The following is a 14,246-nucleotide window of genomic DNA, read 5'->3' on the forward strand; positions in this document are numbered from 1 at the left end:
ACTGAGTTCACGCACCGGTACGCGACTGGTTCCCGCTCCCCTGTTCGCGCAGGGGAGCGGGCCGCATCGTCGCGGAGTGCCCTGGAAATCGGGCCGGGCGGAGGGTTGGCGCCGGTCGTCTAACCTTGTTGTAGTCGCCCGGGTTTCGGAGACGGCTTCCGAGACAGAGAGAGGTTCGCCCCGTGGACACTGCCGACCGAGCTTGTGACCCGGTCGTCGTCGCCATCGACGGGCCTTCCGGCTCCGGAAAGTCGACGGTCTCCCGGGCCGTGGCCGCCCGGCTCGGGCTCAGCTTTCTGGACACCGGCGCGATGTACCGGGCGATGACCTGGTGGATGCTGGCGAACGACGTCGACGTCGACGACGCCGAGGCGGTGGCCGTCGCGTGCGGGAAGCCGGTGATCGTCTCCGGTACGGACGCGGCCGGCCCGACCATCACGGTGGACGGCCAGGACGTGTCCGGGCCGATCCGTGGTCCCGAGGTGACCTCGCAGGTCAGCGCCGTGTCTGCGGTTCCGCAGGTGCGGGCGCGGCTGGTGGAGCTGCAGCGGGGCTGCGCGGAGGTCGCCGAGCGCGGCATCGTCGCCGAGGGCCGGGACATGGGCAGTGTGGTCTTCCCGACCGCGACCGTGAAGGTGTTCCTCACGGCTTCCGAGGCCGCCCGTTCCGAGCGCCGCGCCGCCGAGCTGCGCGCCAAGGGCGTGGACGCGGCGACCATCACCGCGATGGCAGCCGACCTGGCCCGCCGCGACGCCGCCGACTCCTCCCGGGAGACCGCGCCGCTCGCCCAGGCGGCCGACGCCGTGCTGGTCGACACCAGCGAACTCACGCTGGAGCAGGTGATCGACCGGATCGCCGGCCTGGTGGAGGAGAAGGCCCGCTTCACCACGGTCTGAATCACGGTCTGACCGGAGCACACGGTCCGACCAGCCTGTGCACACACACATACTTTGCGTCGCCCGCTGACAGGGCGGTCCGCACCGCGCTGCCCCTCGAGGGCAGGTACGCACGGCACGTCCCTGGGAAGGGCCGCGCCGGGAAATGGAAGAACGAAGATGAGCAACGAGACCGCCGCCGCCTCGCACGGCGAGCTGGACGCCGCCGAGTACGCGGAGTTCATGGCACTGGCCGCCGAGGAGGGCTTCGACCCCGAGGACCTCGACGGGCTCGACGGCAACCACGGCCCGCTGCCCGTGCTCGCCGTCGTCGGCCGCCCCAACGTCGGCAAGTCGACCCTGGTCAACCGCATCATCGGCCGTCGCGAGGCGGTCGTCGAGGACAAGCCCGGCGTCACCCGTGACCGCGTCTCGTACGAGGCGACCTGGAACGGCCGCCGGTTCAAGCTGGTGGACACCGGCGGCTGGGAGATCGACGTGCTCGGCCTCGACGCCGCCGTCGCCGCGCAGGCCGAGGTCGGCATCGACAACGCCGACGCGGTGCTCTTCGTGGTGGACGCCAACGTCGGCGCGACCGACACCGACGAGGCACTGATCAAGCTCATCCGCCGGGCCGGCAAGCCCGTCGTGCTCTGCGCCAACAAGGTCGACGGCCCGGCCGCCGAGGCCGACGCCGCGATGCTGTGGTCGCTCGGCCTCGGCGAGCCGTACGCCGTCTCCGCCCTGCACGGCCGTGGCTCGGGCGACCTGCTCGACGCCGTCATGGACGCGCTGCCCGACGCCCCGCCGCAGACCTTCGGCGTCGTCGAGGGCGGCCCGCGCCGGGTCGCGCTGATCGGCCGGCCCAACGTCGGCAAGTCCAGCCTGCTCAACAAGGTGGCCGGCGAGAACCGCGTGGTCGTCAACGAGCTGGCCGGCACCACCCGTGACCCGGTCGACGAGCTGATCCAACTGGGCGGCAAGACCTGGAAGTTCATCGACACCGCCGGTATCCGCCGCCGGGTCCACCTGACCTCCGGCGCCGACTTCTACGCCTCGCTGCGCACCTCCTCGGCGCTGGACAAGGCCGAGGTCGCGGTCATCCTGGTCGACTCCAGCGAGCCGCTGGCCGAGCAGGACACCCGCATCATCTCGATGGCCGTCGAGTCCGGCCGCGCCGTGGTGATCGCGTACAACAAGTGGGACCAGATGGACGAGGAGCGCCGCTACTACCTGGAGCGCGAGATCGAGCAGGATCTCGTCCAGGTCCAGTGGGCGCCCCGGGTCAACGTCTCCGCGCTGACCGGCCGCCACATGGAGAAGCTCGTCCCGGCGATCGAGACCGCGCTGGCCGGCTGGGAGACCCGCATCTCCACCGCCCGCCTCAACGCCTTCCTCGGCGAGCTGGTGGCCTCCCACCCGCACCCCGTCCGAGGTGGCAAGCAGCCCCGCATCCTGTTCGGCACCCAGGCGGGCGTGCGTCCGCCGCGCTTCGTCCTGTTCGCCTCCGGCTTCCTGGAGGCGGGCTACCGCCGCTACGTCGAGCGCCGTCTGCGCGAGGAGTTCGGCTTCGTCGGCACGCCGATCTCGATCTCGGTGCGGGTGCGCGAGAAGCGCAGCCGTAAGAAGTAGTCGAGAGGCGGCTCGCGCGTTCGAGCCGAGGTAGTCAGAGAGGAGGCCGGGCGCCCGAAAGGGTGCCCGGCCTCCTCTCTGTATATCCGTTACGACTTCATATCCGTTACGACTTCGCGCTCAGCCCTGGCCCGGCACCCGGCCGGGCGGCAGCGAGAGCATGCTGATGCGGTGCCGCCCGCCGACCCCGCCGACCGCCGCAGTCGCTGCGGTGGCCTGGGGGGCGGCCGGGGGAGGCGGGGTCAGGTAGCCCGTCGCGATCCAGCCCTGCCCGCCGGAGAACTGGTTGCTCTGGTCCTGGCCGGACTGGGCGTTTCCGTTCTGGCTGTGGCCGGATTGGGCATGGCTGGACTGGCTGTGGCCGGACTGGGTCTGGCCGCTCTGGAACTGCTGCTGGGCGGGCATGAACTGCGGCGTCCCCTGGGCGTGCCCCGGGTAGGTGTGGAACGCCTGCTGCTGCGGGTAGCCGACCGGTTCCGTCGTCCTGGCCGGGTACAGCTCACGCGATGGGTACAGCTCACGGGACGGGTACGGGTCGCGGATGGCGAAGCCCGTGAAGCGCATGTCCTCCTCGCCGGAGCGGTCGCCCGGCAGGGCGCGGAAGAGCCGCCGGTACTCCGAGTACAGCGCGTCGTAGATCGGCGTGGCCGGGGACGGGTGCTCCGCGTCGTACGACGGGCGCATGCCCGGGATCGAACGGCTGCTGGTGGGCTGGCGGTGGGCTGCGGCGACGTCGTAGCTGTACACGTAGGAGCCAACGAGCGAGAAAGCCGGGGGATGCGGGCCCGGGGCAGAGCGGCCTGTGCCGCGACCGGTCCGACGCCTGACACCCGACGCCTGACACCGTGACCGGGATGGGGCCGAGACCTGGTCGAGGTCCCGGAGTCAGGCGCGGTGGCAGCCGTCCCGGCCTCCCGGAGGACGGACGCCCTGAGGCCGGGCACCTGAGCCGGCCCGGCCCGCTCAGGTGCCCGCGAGCGGGAAGGAGGCCGCCACCAGCAGGCCCTGGGCCGCCGCCCGGTCGAGCGCCTGGCGGAGCAGGTCCTCCCGGGGCTGGCGTCCGATGGTGCCGGCCGGTGCCGCGTACACCGTCACGGCGTTCTGCCGGCCTGCGGCGGACCGCCAGGTGTCGGTCACCTGGAGCGGCTGGTGTGCCTGCCACCAGGCGGCGCTGCCGCCGGTGGCGGTGGGGTGCAGGATCGCGTGCAGCTGGCCCATGGCCATCAGGACCGACCAACCGGGCATCTGGGCCGGTGGCTGGTCGACGCCGGTGACGTGCTGGAAGCCGTGCTCGGTGAGGAGGGAGAGGAACTGGTCCTGGCCGGAGAGGTCGCCAGGCCGTCCCACCGGGCCGGTCGGTTCGACCACCAGGGCGGCGTGCCCGGTGTCGCCCCGCAGCACCAGCCCGCAGGTGATCCCGAGAATGGCCGGCGCGCCGGCGCTGGGCACGATCGGGGCCGGGCCGGCGGGGGGTACGGGGTCGGCGGCCGGTGCGACAGCCGGTACTTGGGCGGGCGCCTGGGCCGGTGCCGGTGCCGGTGCCGGTGCCGGTGTTGGCATCGGCGCCGGGGCGGTGCCCTGGGCCTGGCTGATGCTGCGGACCGCGCCGAGCAACTGCTCCTCCGCGACGGGCACCACCTGGGAGGGGATGCAGCGGGCATGGGCGAACGCGAGTACGGCTGTCTCCTCGCCGACGAACAGCACGGTGCTGGTGGCCTCCTGGGTGGAGTCGCCGTTCGTTCGACAGGACGTGCAGTCGTAGGTGTCGGGCGCGTGGGCGCCGGCCAGCAGGCGGTCGGCCTCGTCATCGCCGATCTCGGCGCGGACCTCGTCGCTCACATCGAGCATGCGCGGCACGGGTACTCCTCGGGTCGTCAGGGGGTGGCAGGGGCGCGCCCGGCCGCCACTACCAACGGGCCGTTGTGTCTGGGGTCACGGGTGGGCTCGGCCAAGTCAGGAATTGCCGTAAATCTGACAACGCGGTGTGGACGATTGGTCACGATCTGTCGACGCTGTGTCCGAGGTCACGGGGTCCAAAATATGACCCAGGTCATAACCGCAGAAGGTTTGGCCAGGGTTCGATCATGGAAATAGGGTGCAAATCGGACATCCGGCCACTGTTTGCTTGATCTTTACTGCCGGTAACACCGCCCTGAGCTGGGACGACCCGAAACTGTTTGGCCCACGCCCGGGCGACTCGTAGCTTCGTAACCAGTGCAACGAGCACTACCCGGGTTCACCCCCGCAGCCCACGCCCTCCGGGGCGGACGGTGCGCGGGACGGTGACCGGGGCGGCGCGGCACGTCGGACACGTGCACGGCCGCCTTGCGGACGAGGTGAGCGAAATCAAGGCCCCTGGGGTCTGGTTCCGCATGCCCGCTCGGGATTGTCGAGAGGAAACACATGACCTTCCGTAACGAGACCGCCGCTGCCACCTCCACCACCAAGCGCAACCGCGTGCGGATGGCCCTCATGGGCGGGGCTGTCCTCGTCCTCCCGGTGGCCGGCCTCGTCACGGCCAACTCGGCCTCCGCCGCCTCGGTCTCCACCTGGGACGCGGTCGCCCAGTGCGAGAGCACCGGCAACTGGAGCATCAACACCGGTAACGGCTTCTACGGCGGCCTGCAGTTCACCTCCAGCACCTGGGCCGCCTACGGTGGCACCCAGTACGCCGCCCAGGCCAACCTGGCCACCAAGGCCCAGCAGATCGCCGTCGCCGAGAAGGTCCTCGCCTCGCAGGGCCCCGGCGCCTGGCCGGTCTGCTCCGTCAAGGCCGGCCTGACCCAGGGTGGCGCCGCCGCCCAGGTCGACACCTCCTCGTCCGCGAACTCGTCCGCGAACTCGTCCGCGTCCTCCACCAAGGCTTCGCGTTCGAAGGCCGCCCCCGCGCCGCAGAACGTGGCCCCGAAGGCCGACTCCTCGGTATCGAAGAAGAGCGCCGCCGCCCCGGTCGAGGCGCCGAAGACCACCAAGGCCCCCGTCGCCCCGGCTTCCCCGGCGGCGAAGAGCAACGGTGGCAACTACACCGTCAAGAGCGGCGACACCCTGAGCACCATCGCGGCCTCCAAGGGTCTCGACTGGAAGACCCTGTACAGCCACAACGCCGGCGTCGTCGGCGGCAACCCGGACCTGATCTTCCCGGGCCAGGTCCTCTCGGTCTGACGTACCCGGTAGGGACGTACCCCGAAGCACCGACACCGCCGGCCGCTCCCCAACGCGTGGGACGGCCGGCGGTGCTGTTGTGTCTGCGCCGGTCGGCCCGGTGCGAGGCCCCGGTCAGCCCCAGGTCAGCTCGCCCTTGGCGACCTTGGTGCCGAGTTCGGCGGCGAGGACGAGGCCGGCGGCGGGGTAGTGCCGCTCCAGTTCCGACCGCGCTGTCGCGGCATCGGGGGCCCGCCCGATCTCCGTCTCGAAGGTCCGCAGGTACTCCCGGGTGTAGCGGATGGCCGTGCCGTCCGTCGGCGCGCCGGGCGTCCGGTGCCCGGCCACCACGAAGGACGGGTCCAGCGCCTCCATGCCGTCCAACAGGTCGATCCAGGCGGCTCGTTGTGCGGGGGTGGGTGTGTCGGCGGTCCACACGTGCAGCCCCTGGAAGAGCAGTACGCCGCCGAGGATCGCCCGGTGCTGGTGCTCCCAGAGGTAGTGCCGGTCCGGCAGGTGGAAGTCGGCGCCGCGCAACTCCAGCCGGTGGCCCTCGAACTCGATCACGTCGCCCGGCAGTGGCTCCGGTACGACGAGGCGGGTGGGAAGTTCGTCGCCGAGGTGGGCCCAGCTCTGCCGTTTGACCTCGTAGGTGTCCACGATGTGCTCGATGACCGCCGGTGTGGCGAGGACCCGGGCCCCGGGGAAGCTGTCCTTCACCACCTCCGCGCCGAAGTAGAAGTCCGGGTCGCCGTGACTGACGAAGACCGTGGTCAGCGTCCGGCCGGAGTCCCTGACCTCCTGCACCAGCCGTCGGCCGTCGGAGCGGGTGAAGCCCGCGTCGACCAGCAGTGCCTCGCGCGCGCCGGTGACCAGCACGGCGGATTTGTTGAGCGAGGTGTCCGGGAAGTCGACGATCTTGAAGTCCAGGGTCTTCATGGCGGCTCCTTGCCGACTGGAGTACTCCGGTTTCAGCGTGGGCCGCCCGGCCCGTCGCTGCACCCGCTGCCGTTCCGACCCTGCGCCGAACGGCCCAGCCGCCCATCGGCGGTGGTCGCGCGGACGGTCGCACGGACGGCCACGCGGATGGCCGACGGGATCGCCGAGCGGATGCGGATGGCCGAGCGGATGGCGGGCCGGTCGGCTGCGAGGATGGGGGCATGGACGGTGCACGCTCACCCGAGCAGGCCCCCGGGCAGTCCGCGGCCGAGTACCCCGGGCAGCCCGCAGAGCTGTTTCCCGAGCAGCTCCCGGATCTCTTCCCCCAGCTGTTCGGCGAGCCGTCCCGTCAGCCGTCCCGTCAGCCGTCCCTCGGGCAGCCCCCCGGGCCGTCCCTCGGGCAGGCCCAGCGTCAGCGGGCGGAACCGGCGCCCGGCGTCGTGCTGCTGCCCGACTGGCTCAGCCCGGCCGAGCAGCGGGAGATGGTGGCGGCCTGCCGTGAGTGGGCCCGCCCGCCCGCCGGGATGCGGACGGTGCGGCTGCCCCGGGGCGGGGTGATGTCGGTGCGGATGGTCTGCCTCGGCTGGCACTGGTACCCGTACGGCTACGCGCGGACGGTGGTGGACGGCGACGGTGCCCCGGTCAAGCCGTTCCCGCCGGAGCTGGTCGAGCTGGCCCGGCGGGCTCTGGCGGACGCCTACGGGACGACTGCGGGAGGTACGGGCGAACGGGAGATCGTCGGCGCGGCCGGGTACGCACCGGACGTCGCGGTGATCAACCACTACCCCCACGGCGCCAAGATGGGCCTGCACCGCGATCGCGAGGAGCGGGTCGACGCGCCCGTGGTCTCGCTCTCGCTCGGCGACACCTGCGTCTTCCGGCTCGGCAACACGGAGACCCGCACCCGTCCCTGGACCGATCTGGAACTGCGCAGCGGTGACCTGCTGGTCTTCGGTGGCCCGGCCAGGTTCGCCTACCACGGCGTGGTGCGGACCCTGCCCGGGACGGCCGATCCGGGCCTCGGGCTGGTAGGGCGGCTCAACCTCACGCTGCGGCAGTCGGGCCTGGGGTGAGTGCGGGGCGATACGCAGCACTCCACGGCTCCGGGAAGCTTCGGGGGAGCTTCGGGGAGCGGGAATTCAGGTACGAGCAGCAGACTTCTGATAGACGATGGCGGAGGTGCCGGGCGTGGACGCCCCGTGCGGTCCGCCGGGTCGGCCAAGATCGGCCAGGAGAGGGAGCGCACCATGGGTACACCCGTCGACCAGCTTGTCGATCTGCTCGATCTGGAGGAGATCGAGCTCAACATCTTCCGGGGCCGCAGCCCTGAGGAGTCGCTGCAGCGCACGTTCGGCGGCCAGGTGGCGGGGCAGGCACTGGTGGCCGCAGGGCGCACGGTCGACCCCGGGCGCCCGGTGCACTCGCTGCACGCCTACTTCCTGCGCCCCGGCGTACCGGGAGTGCCGATCGTCTACCAGGTCGACCGGATCCGCGACGGGCGCACCTTCACGACCCGCCGGGTCCTCGGCATCCAGCAGGGCCGCAGCATCTTCGCGCTCACCGCCGACTTCCACCTGCCGGAGCAGGGCGGCATCGAGCATCAGGACCCGATGCCCGACGTACCCGCGCCGGAGGATCTGCCCAGCGCGCTGGAGGAGGTCGGCGCCAGGTTGGGTGAGCTGCCGCCGTTCATCAGCCGCCGGCAGCCCTTCGACATCCGGTACGTGGACCGACTCCGTTGGACGAAGGAGGAGTTGGTCGGAGTCGAGCCGCGAAGCGGCGTCTGGCTCCGCACCAACGGCGCACTCCCCGACGAGCCGCTGATCCACGTGTGTGCCCTCACCTACGCCAGCGACATGACGCTGCTCGACTCGGTCCGCGCACCCGTCGAACCACTGTGGGGCGAGCGGAACTTCGACATGGCCTCGCTCGACCACGCGATGTGGTTCCACCGCCCGTTCCGGGCTGACGACTGGCTGCTCTACCAGCAGGAGTCACCCGTCGCGCACGGAGCGCGCGGCCTGGCGCGGGGCCAGATCTACGACCGGAGCGGCCAGCTGGTCGTCTCCGTCATGCAGGAGGGCCTGTTCCGCCCGCTCTCCGACCGGTGACACTCTCCTACCGGTGACACGCTCCTACCGGTGACCGGCGACGGTATAGCGGGGGAGAAGCAGGTGCTCTCGCGGTAACGCGAGTAGTGGCGGTGCTGCTGGTGGTGGTGGCGGCGGGGGTTCGGGGGCCCCGGGGCGGGGGCCCCCGAGTGCCTGGACGAGCATGGACCAACATGTCGACCAATCAACCTTCCCCACCGTCCGATGCGAGCGCCGACAAGGCGGCCGGCCCTGACAGTTCGATCGGCTCCGGCGGGTCCGGGCCCGGACCTGGGTCCGGGCGTGGGTCCGGGCGTGGTCCCGGCCCAGTGCCCGGGCGGCTGCGGCGGGTGGCCAAGGGGGCGTTCGCCGACCTCAGTCCGCTGCGGGAGATCCCGGACTACCGGCGGGTGTGGTTCGGGCAGTCCGTCTCGTCCATCGGTCAGCAGATGACGGCGGTGGCGGTGTCCGTACAGGTCTACGACCTGACGCGATCCAGTTTCGCGACCGGTCTGGTCGGCCTCTTCTCGCTGCTGCCGCTGATCGCCTTCGGCCTGTACGGCGGCGTGATCGCCGACCGGGTGGACCGTCGGCTGCTCGGGCTCACCGGCTCGGCCGGGCTCGCCGCCGTCTCGGTGGTGCTGGCCGTGCAGGCACTGCTGGGCTTCGGGTCCGTGGCGTTGCTGTACGGGGCTGTGGCTGTCCAAGCCGCGTTCTTCGCGCTGAGCTCGCCGGCCCGGTCGTCCATGATCCCCAGGTTGGTGCCGAGCCGTCAGCTGCCGGCCGCGAACGCCCTCAACACGGTCAGCATGAACCTCGGCATGACCGTGGGCCCGATGCTCGGTGGTGTTCTGATCGGGGCTTACGGGGCCCAGGCCGCGTACCTGGTCGACACCGTGGCGTTCGGCGCCACGCTGTACGCGATGTGGCGCCTGCCCGCGATGCGGCCCGGGGGAGCGGTGACCGGCGCTACGGGTGCTGTAGGCAATGCCGTCACGGCCGGTACCGCCCGTACGGCCGGCACGGGTGGCGCGCGGCGGGCCTCGGTGCTGGACGGGTTGCGCTTCCTCCGCGAACGGCCCAATCTGCGGACCAGCTTCCTGGCCGACCTCGCCGCGATGATTTTCGGGCTGCCGCGCGCGCTCTTCCCGGCGATCGCCGTCGGGTTCTACGGCGGCGGGCCCGGCACGGTCGGACTGCTGGTCGCAGCGCCGGCCGTCGGCGCGCTCACCGGGGCGCTGTTCTCCGGTTGGGTGTCCCGGGTGCATCGCCACGGCATCGCCATCCTCGTCGCCGTGAGCGTGTGGGGGCTCTCGATCGCCGCCTTCGGCCTGGTGCGCGAGCTGTGGTTGGGCCTGCTGTTCCTGGCGGTGGCCGGCTGCGCGGACACCATCAGCATGATCTTCCGGAACACCATGATGCAGGTCGCGGCACCCGACGAGATGCGCGGCCGCCTGCAGGGCATCTTCACCGTGGTGGTCGCCGGCGGCCCCCGCCTGGGCGACTTCGAGTCCGGCTCCGTCGCAGCCCTTACCTCCCCCGCCGTCTCAGCGGTCACCGGCGGCCTCGCCTGCATCGCCGCCGTACTCCTCCTCGCCGCCCGCCGCCCCGCCTTCCTCCGCTACGACGCTCGCCACCCCGCTCCCTGACCTGCGACACCACCCGACCGACCCCACCGGAAACCTGGCAGCGAGCACCCCCCGCCGTGCTGTATTGTTTTCCACGTCGCCAGAAGATCGGGCGGCGGGTCAAGAAACCGAAGATCAGCAGCCCCAGGCTCTGACCGGAGGTCACGAGACCACGGGATGTGGCGCAGCTTGGTAGCGCACTTGACTGGGGGTCAAGGGGTCGCAGGTTCAAATCCTGTCATCCCGACTTCGGACTGATGTCCAAAGTCGCAGCTCAGAGGCCGTACTCTACTTTCAGAGTACGGTCTTTTGGCGTTCATGGGGGCAACTTCTGGGAGCGCAGGGCTGGGAGTGTTGGGAGTAAATGGGAGCGATTTGCTCCCAGTCTGCTCCCAGAGGTCAATGCGGCGGCGGGCATTGTCACCCGATGCGGTCGAGTTCGCAGAGATCTTTTCTGTGGCGGCGGGGCGTGTCGTGTCCGCCGGGGGCGCACGGGCTGGCGTGCGCAACTGGTCGGGGTCACTGACCTGCTGCTCCCAGGTTTCTCTGACTGGGAGCGGCGTTACCTGTCAACGGTTTTGGGCCCTCGGGGCTGGGAGTGCCCTTGCCTGGCTTCGTTCACTTCTAGGGACAGCGTTTGTCCGCGAGTTCGGACAGCGGTTAGTGATCACTCGACGAGTGGATGTTCACGAGTTTTGACAGCAGCGTCGCGGTGGCGGGCCGTGGCATAGGCTCGATTCTTGATCGTCTCGGCAGGTCGTGGCGTGGGATTCTGTGCGGGCAGCCTTGGACTGTTCGATGGGGGAACGCATGAGCTATGACCTGGAGTGGGTGGAGTTGCCCGAAGCCGTGGCGGAGGCGCGGAGTCGATGGGAGTCGTGCACCGATTCTGGTCTACCGTGTGATCACGTTCCGAGGTGCTCGGAGTCGTACTTCTCGCTCGCGGAGCCGTTTCAATTCCATCTGAACGTCGCGGGGATGGCGGTGTGCCGGGACGTGATGCGCCGTTCTGGTATGACCTATCGGGCAGAGCATCATCCCTTCCCCGCCTGGCCGTTCAAGGACGTCGAGGACTGGCGGTCAGCTGACCAGGCCCGGAGGGACGCGTATGTCGCCGCCGAGCGAGCCGCCTCGGCGCAGACCGTGCCTGGGCAGGTCGGGATCCCGGAGTTCAAGCTGCTGAGCAACGGCCCGTGGTTGGTCGGTTCTCAGGAGATCGCGCAGGCTCTGGACCGGTATGAGGAGGCGCCGGTCAGCGTGCGTGCCGAGCCGGAGGCCGATGAGCTTTGGCGTGACTGGCTTGGGTGGCTGCGCGAGACGGTGGTCCGTGGAGGCTTCACGGTCAGCTGAGAATCGATCCCAGTGGTGCGGCCCGCTCTCGGGGAGGTGGCGGGCCGCGGCAGGTCAGCTGGCGGCGGCTTGTCCGGTGCGGGCACGGGTGGTGGCGAGCCTGTAGGAGTCGGTGCCGGTCTCGATGATGGTTCCGTTGAAGGTGAGGCGGTCGACGATGGCCGCGCAGAGGCGGGGGTCGGTGAAGGTCTTGGTCCAGCCGCCGAACGACTCGTTGGAGGCGATGGCGACGCTGTTCTTCTCCTCGCGCTCGGTCAGGACCTGGAAGAGCAGTTCGGCGCCGCGGCGGTCGAGTTCCATGTAGCCGAGCTCGTCGATGCAGAGAAGGTCGACGCGGCCGTAGCGGGCGATGGTCTTGTTCAGCTGCTTCTCGTCGGCGGCCTCCACCAGCTCGTTCACCAGCTTGGTGGCGAGCGTGTAGCGGACCCGGTAGCCCTGCATGGCGGCCTCGGTGCCAAGGGCGATGAGCATGTGGGACTTGCCAGTGCCGGAGTCGCCGATCAAGCAGAGCGGCTGGCTCTTCTTGATCCACTCGCAGCTGGCGAGGGTGTTGATCACGGCGGGGTCGATGTTGGGGTTGGCGTCGAAGTCGAAGGTCCGCAGCGACTTGTCCCGGGGGAACCCGGCGGCCTTGATCCGCCGCTCCGAGCGGCGGCGGGCCCGGTCATCGCACTCGGCCATCAGCAGCTCGGCGAGGAAGCCGCGGTAGGTCATCTGATCCTTGACCGCCCGGTCGGCGATGTCGGCGAACTCGTTGCGGATCGACGGCAGCCGCAGCAGTCGGCAGGCGGTGTCGATGGCCGTGGTCGCGGCCTGCTCGGTCAGGTTCCGCTGACGGGGCAGCATGGCGGTCATGGCACTTCTCCCTCTCGCAGGTCACCGCCGCCGGCGCGGCGGTGTCGGAGCAACTGGTCGTAGTGGGTCACCGAGGGCAGCGGCCTGGTGTCCGGCGGAAGATGGTTGAGCTTCCACTCGTGCAGAAACGTCACCGTCCCCGATCCCGATCCGGCACCCGGCCGCGGCGCCGGGACGTCGACGGCGGGCTCGTCCTCGGTCTGGGCGGCCTTGCGGGCCTCCAGGGCGACCGCGTCCGCGGTCAGTGCCCCGGCCCGCAGGGCGGTGGCCAGGCCCGCGACGATGTGCTCGTGCGGGAGGTGACGACCCAGCAGCAGCACCTCGATCAGCGCCCGGGTGCCCTCGGCGTCGCCGTGTGCCCTGACCGCCGCGGCCCACCAGGCGTCGTGGACCGGGGTGAACTTCCCGGCGGAGCGGGCTTGGTCGAGCGCGGTTGCACCGGGAAAGGCGCCCGGCTTGCGGACCAAGGCCTCCAGATAGTGATCCAGCTCCAGTCGGCAGCCGCCCTTGGCGATCAGCCGCTAGTGCCGGGCCACCTCCACGTTCCTGTCGTAGACCACCAGGTGGGAGGCGTGCAGCAGCACCCTGACCCGCTTGCCGATCAGCCTCACCGGCACCGAGTAGCGGTTGGTGCGGACTGCGATCTGGCTGTAGCGATCGACCCGCGGGGTGAACACCCGGCCCGTCTCGAACGGGTCCTGCGGCAGCGGCAGCAGGCGCGGGCGCTCGTCCTCGAAGTACTCGTCGATCGTCCGGGCCCTGGAGCCGATCCGGCGCCGCCCGTCGTGCCGGTCCCACTGCTCGACCAGCTCGTTCAGCTCCGCCAGCGACTCGACCTCCGGCACAGGCGCGAAGTGGTTGCGCCGGAAGTAGCCGATCTGCCCCTCGACGCCACCCTTCTCGTGAGCGCCCTCGATGCCGGGCCGGCAGTAGAAGCTCTCGATCCCGAAGTGCGACCTGAAGGCGATCCACCGGTCAGCCTCCACCCGCGCTCGGCTCAGCCCAAGCACCCGGGCAACGGCGGCCTTCAGATTGTCGTAGCGGACCTTGCTCCGCGGGACCCCGCCCAACGTCCGCAGCGCATGGACGTGGCCCTCGAAGAACGCCTCCTGCCCGCAGGACGCGAAGACGCGGTGAACGGCCTTGCCCGAGTACGACAAGCGGAAGGAGAACAGGTAGCAGGTCACCAGCTCGCCGGCGAGCCGCACGCTCACGTCGCCGAAGTCGACCTCAGCCTCCATCCCGGGCTGGTGCGTCTGCGGGACGAACGCCTCGATCGGGGCCTTGCCGGACGCCACCAGGATCTGTGGCTTGCGGTCAGCGACGTAGCGCCGGACCTGCTGGTACGAGACCTCGGCGCTGTGCTCGGCGACCAGGCGGTGGAAGATCCGGGTGACCGTGTGCCGCTGCTTGCGCGGCGCGTCCAGGTCCGCCCGCAGGATCCCGTCGATCACCGCCTTGTAAGGGTCCAGCCCGGTCGGCCGCGGCGGGAGCTTCTTCCGCGGCTCCGGCCAGACCGAGTCGACGGCCTTCCTGATCGTCCGCCACGACACGTTGTACTTGCGCTCGATTTCCCGCAGCTTCATGCCGTCGCGGTGGTCGCGCCGGATCGCGGCGTACAGCTCGACCTTCGACATCTGCGGCATGACCAGGGCCTTTCACCAGGAGCACCCCGATGCTGCCCTGGCAAGTACCCCAGTGACGTTGAAACTCGTGAACATCACCCGTCCGTGGTT

11 protein-coding genes, 1 tRNA gene and 1 pseudogene are annotated in these 14,246 nt (G+C 70.6%); 8 read left to right on the forward strand and 5 right to left on the reverse strand.

Annotated features, from left to right (window positions below; genetic code table 11):
- The first annotated feature begins 182 nt into the window (after positions 1–182).
- Together cmk and der are read left to right on the forward strand one after the other, a co-directional pair.
- Positions 183–896 (forward strand): (d)CMP kinase, encoded by a 714-nt coding sequence (gene cmk, locus P3T29_RS25175; RefSeq protein WP_280718900.1) that lies wholly within the window; start codon positions 183–185, stop codon positions 894–896.
- 159 nt (positions 897–1,055) lie between these two features.
- Positions 1,056–2,507: a ribosome biogenesis GTPase Der gene (der, locus tag P3T29_RS25180; protein ID WP_280718901.1), complete on the forward strand. Its 1,452-nt coding sequence runs from the start codon at positions 1,056–1,058 to the stop codon at positions 2,505–2,507.
- Positions 2,508–2,627: 120 nt separating this feature from the next.
- On the opposite strand, the gene P3T29_RS25185 is transcribed toward der, so the two are convergent.
- Positions 2,628–3,254: a hypothetical protein gene (locus tag P3T29_RS25185; RefSeq protein ID WP_280718935.1), complete on the reverse strand. Its 627-nt coding sequence runs from the start codon at positions 3,252–3,254 to the stop codon at positions 2,628–2,630.
- Positions 3,255–3,470: 216 nt separating this feature from the next.
- Positions 3,471–4,355, reverse strand: a complete 885-nt coding sequence (locus P3T29_RS25190; RefSeq protein WP_280718932.1) for a hypothetical protein — start codon at positions 4,353–4,355, stop codon at positions 3,471–3,473.
- A gap of 555 nt (positions 4,356–4,910) precedes the next feature.
- On the opposite strand from P3T29_RS25190, the gene P3T29_RS25195 reads away from it, so the two are divergent.
- Positions 4,911–5,669, forward strand: a complete 759-nt coding sequence (locus P3T29_RS25195) for a transglycosylase family protein (RefSeq protein WP_280718902.1) — start codon at positions 4,911–4,913, stop codon at positions 5,667–5,669.
- A gap of 114 nt (positions 5,670–5,783) precedes the next feature.
- Here P3T29_RS25195 and P3T29_RS25200 read toward each other — a convergent pair whose 3' ends face one another.
- Positions 5,784–6,587: an MBL fold metallo-hydrolase gene (locus P3T29_RS25200; protein WP_280718903.1), complete on the reverse strand. Its 804-nt coding sequence runs from the start codon at positions 6,585–6,587 to the stop codon at positions 5,784–5,786.
- A 440-nt stretch (positions 6,588–7,027) separates the two neighbouring features.
- Between P3T29_RS25200 and P3T29_RS25205 the strand changes: the two genes are divergently transcribed.
- The 5 genes from P3T29_RS25205 to P3T29_RS25225 all read left to right on the forward strand — a co-directional run bounded on the left by P3T29_RS25205 (position 7,028) and on the right by P3T29_RS25225 (position 11,655).
- Positions 7,028–7,660: an alpha-ketoglutarate-dependent dioxygenase AlkB gene (locus P3T29_RS25205; protein WP_280718933.1), complete on the forward strand. Its 633-nt coding sequence runs from the start codon at positions 7,028–7,030 to the stop codon at positions 7,658–7,660.
- A 174-nt stretch (positions 7,661–7,834) separates the two neighbouring features.
- A complete protein-coding gene (locus P3T29_RS25210) occupies positions 7,835–8,698 on the forward strand; it encodes an acyl-CoA thioesterase II (RefSeq protein WP_280718904.1) in 864 nt (287 codons plus the stop codon).
- A gap of 329 nt (positions 8,699–9,027) precedes the next feature.
- Positions 9,028–10,326: an MFS transporter gene (locus P3T29_RS25215; protein ID WP_280718905.1), complete on the forward strand. Its 1,299-nt coding sequence runs from the start codon at positions 9,028–9,030 to the stop codon at positions 10,324–10,326.
- Positions 10,327–10,478: 152 nt separating this feature from the next.
- Positions 10,479–10,552 (forward strand) — tRNA-Pro (locus P3T29_RS25220).
- 563 nt (positions 10,553–11,115) lie between these two features.
- Positions 11,116–11,655: a hypothetical protein gene (locus tag P3T29_RS25225; RefSeq protein ID WP_280718906.1), complete on the forward strand. Its 540-nt coding sequence runs from the start codon at positions 11,116–11,118 to the stop codon at positions 11,653–11,655.
- A 54-nt stretch (positions 11,656–11,709) separates the two neighbouring features.
- Here P3T29_RS25225 and istB read toward each other — a convergent pair whose 3' ends face one another.
- The gene (gene istB / locus P3T29_RS25230; RefSeq protein WP_280718934.1) at positions 11,710–12,501 is read right to left on the reverse strand and encodes an IS21-like element helper ATPase IstB; all 792 of its coding nucleotides are present in this window, start codon (positions 12,499–12,501) and stop codon (positions 11,710–11,712) included.
- Positions 12,502–12,506: 5 nt separating this feature from the next.
- Positions 12,507–14,147: pseudogene (istA, locus tag P3T29_RS25235) on the reverse strand (IS21 family transposase).
- Positions 14,148–14,246: the final 99 nt, after the last annotated feature.

Source organism: Kitasatospora sp. MAP5-34, assembly GCF_029894335.1.
Lineage (GTDB): Bacteria > Actinomycetota > Actinomycetes > Streptomycetales > Streptomycetaceae > Kitasatospora.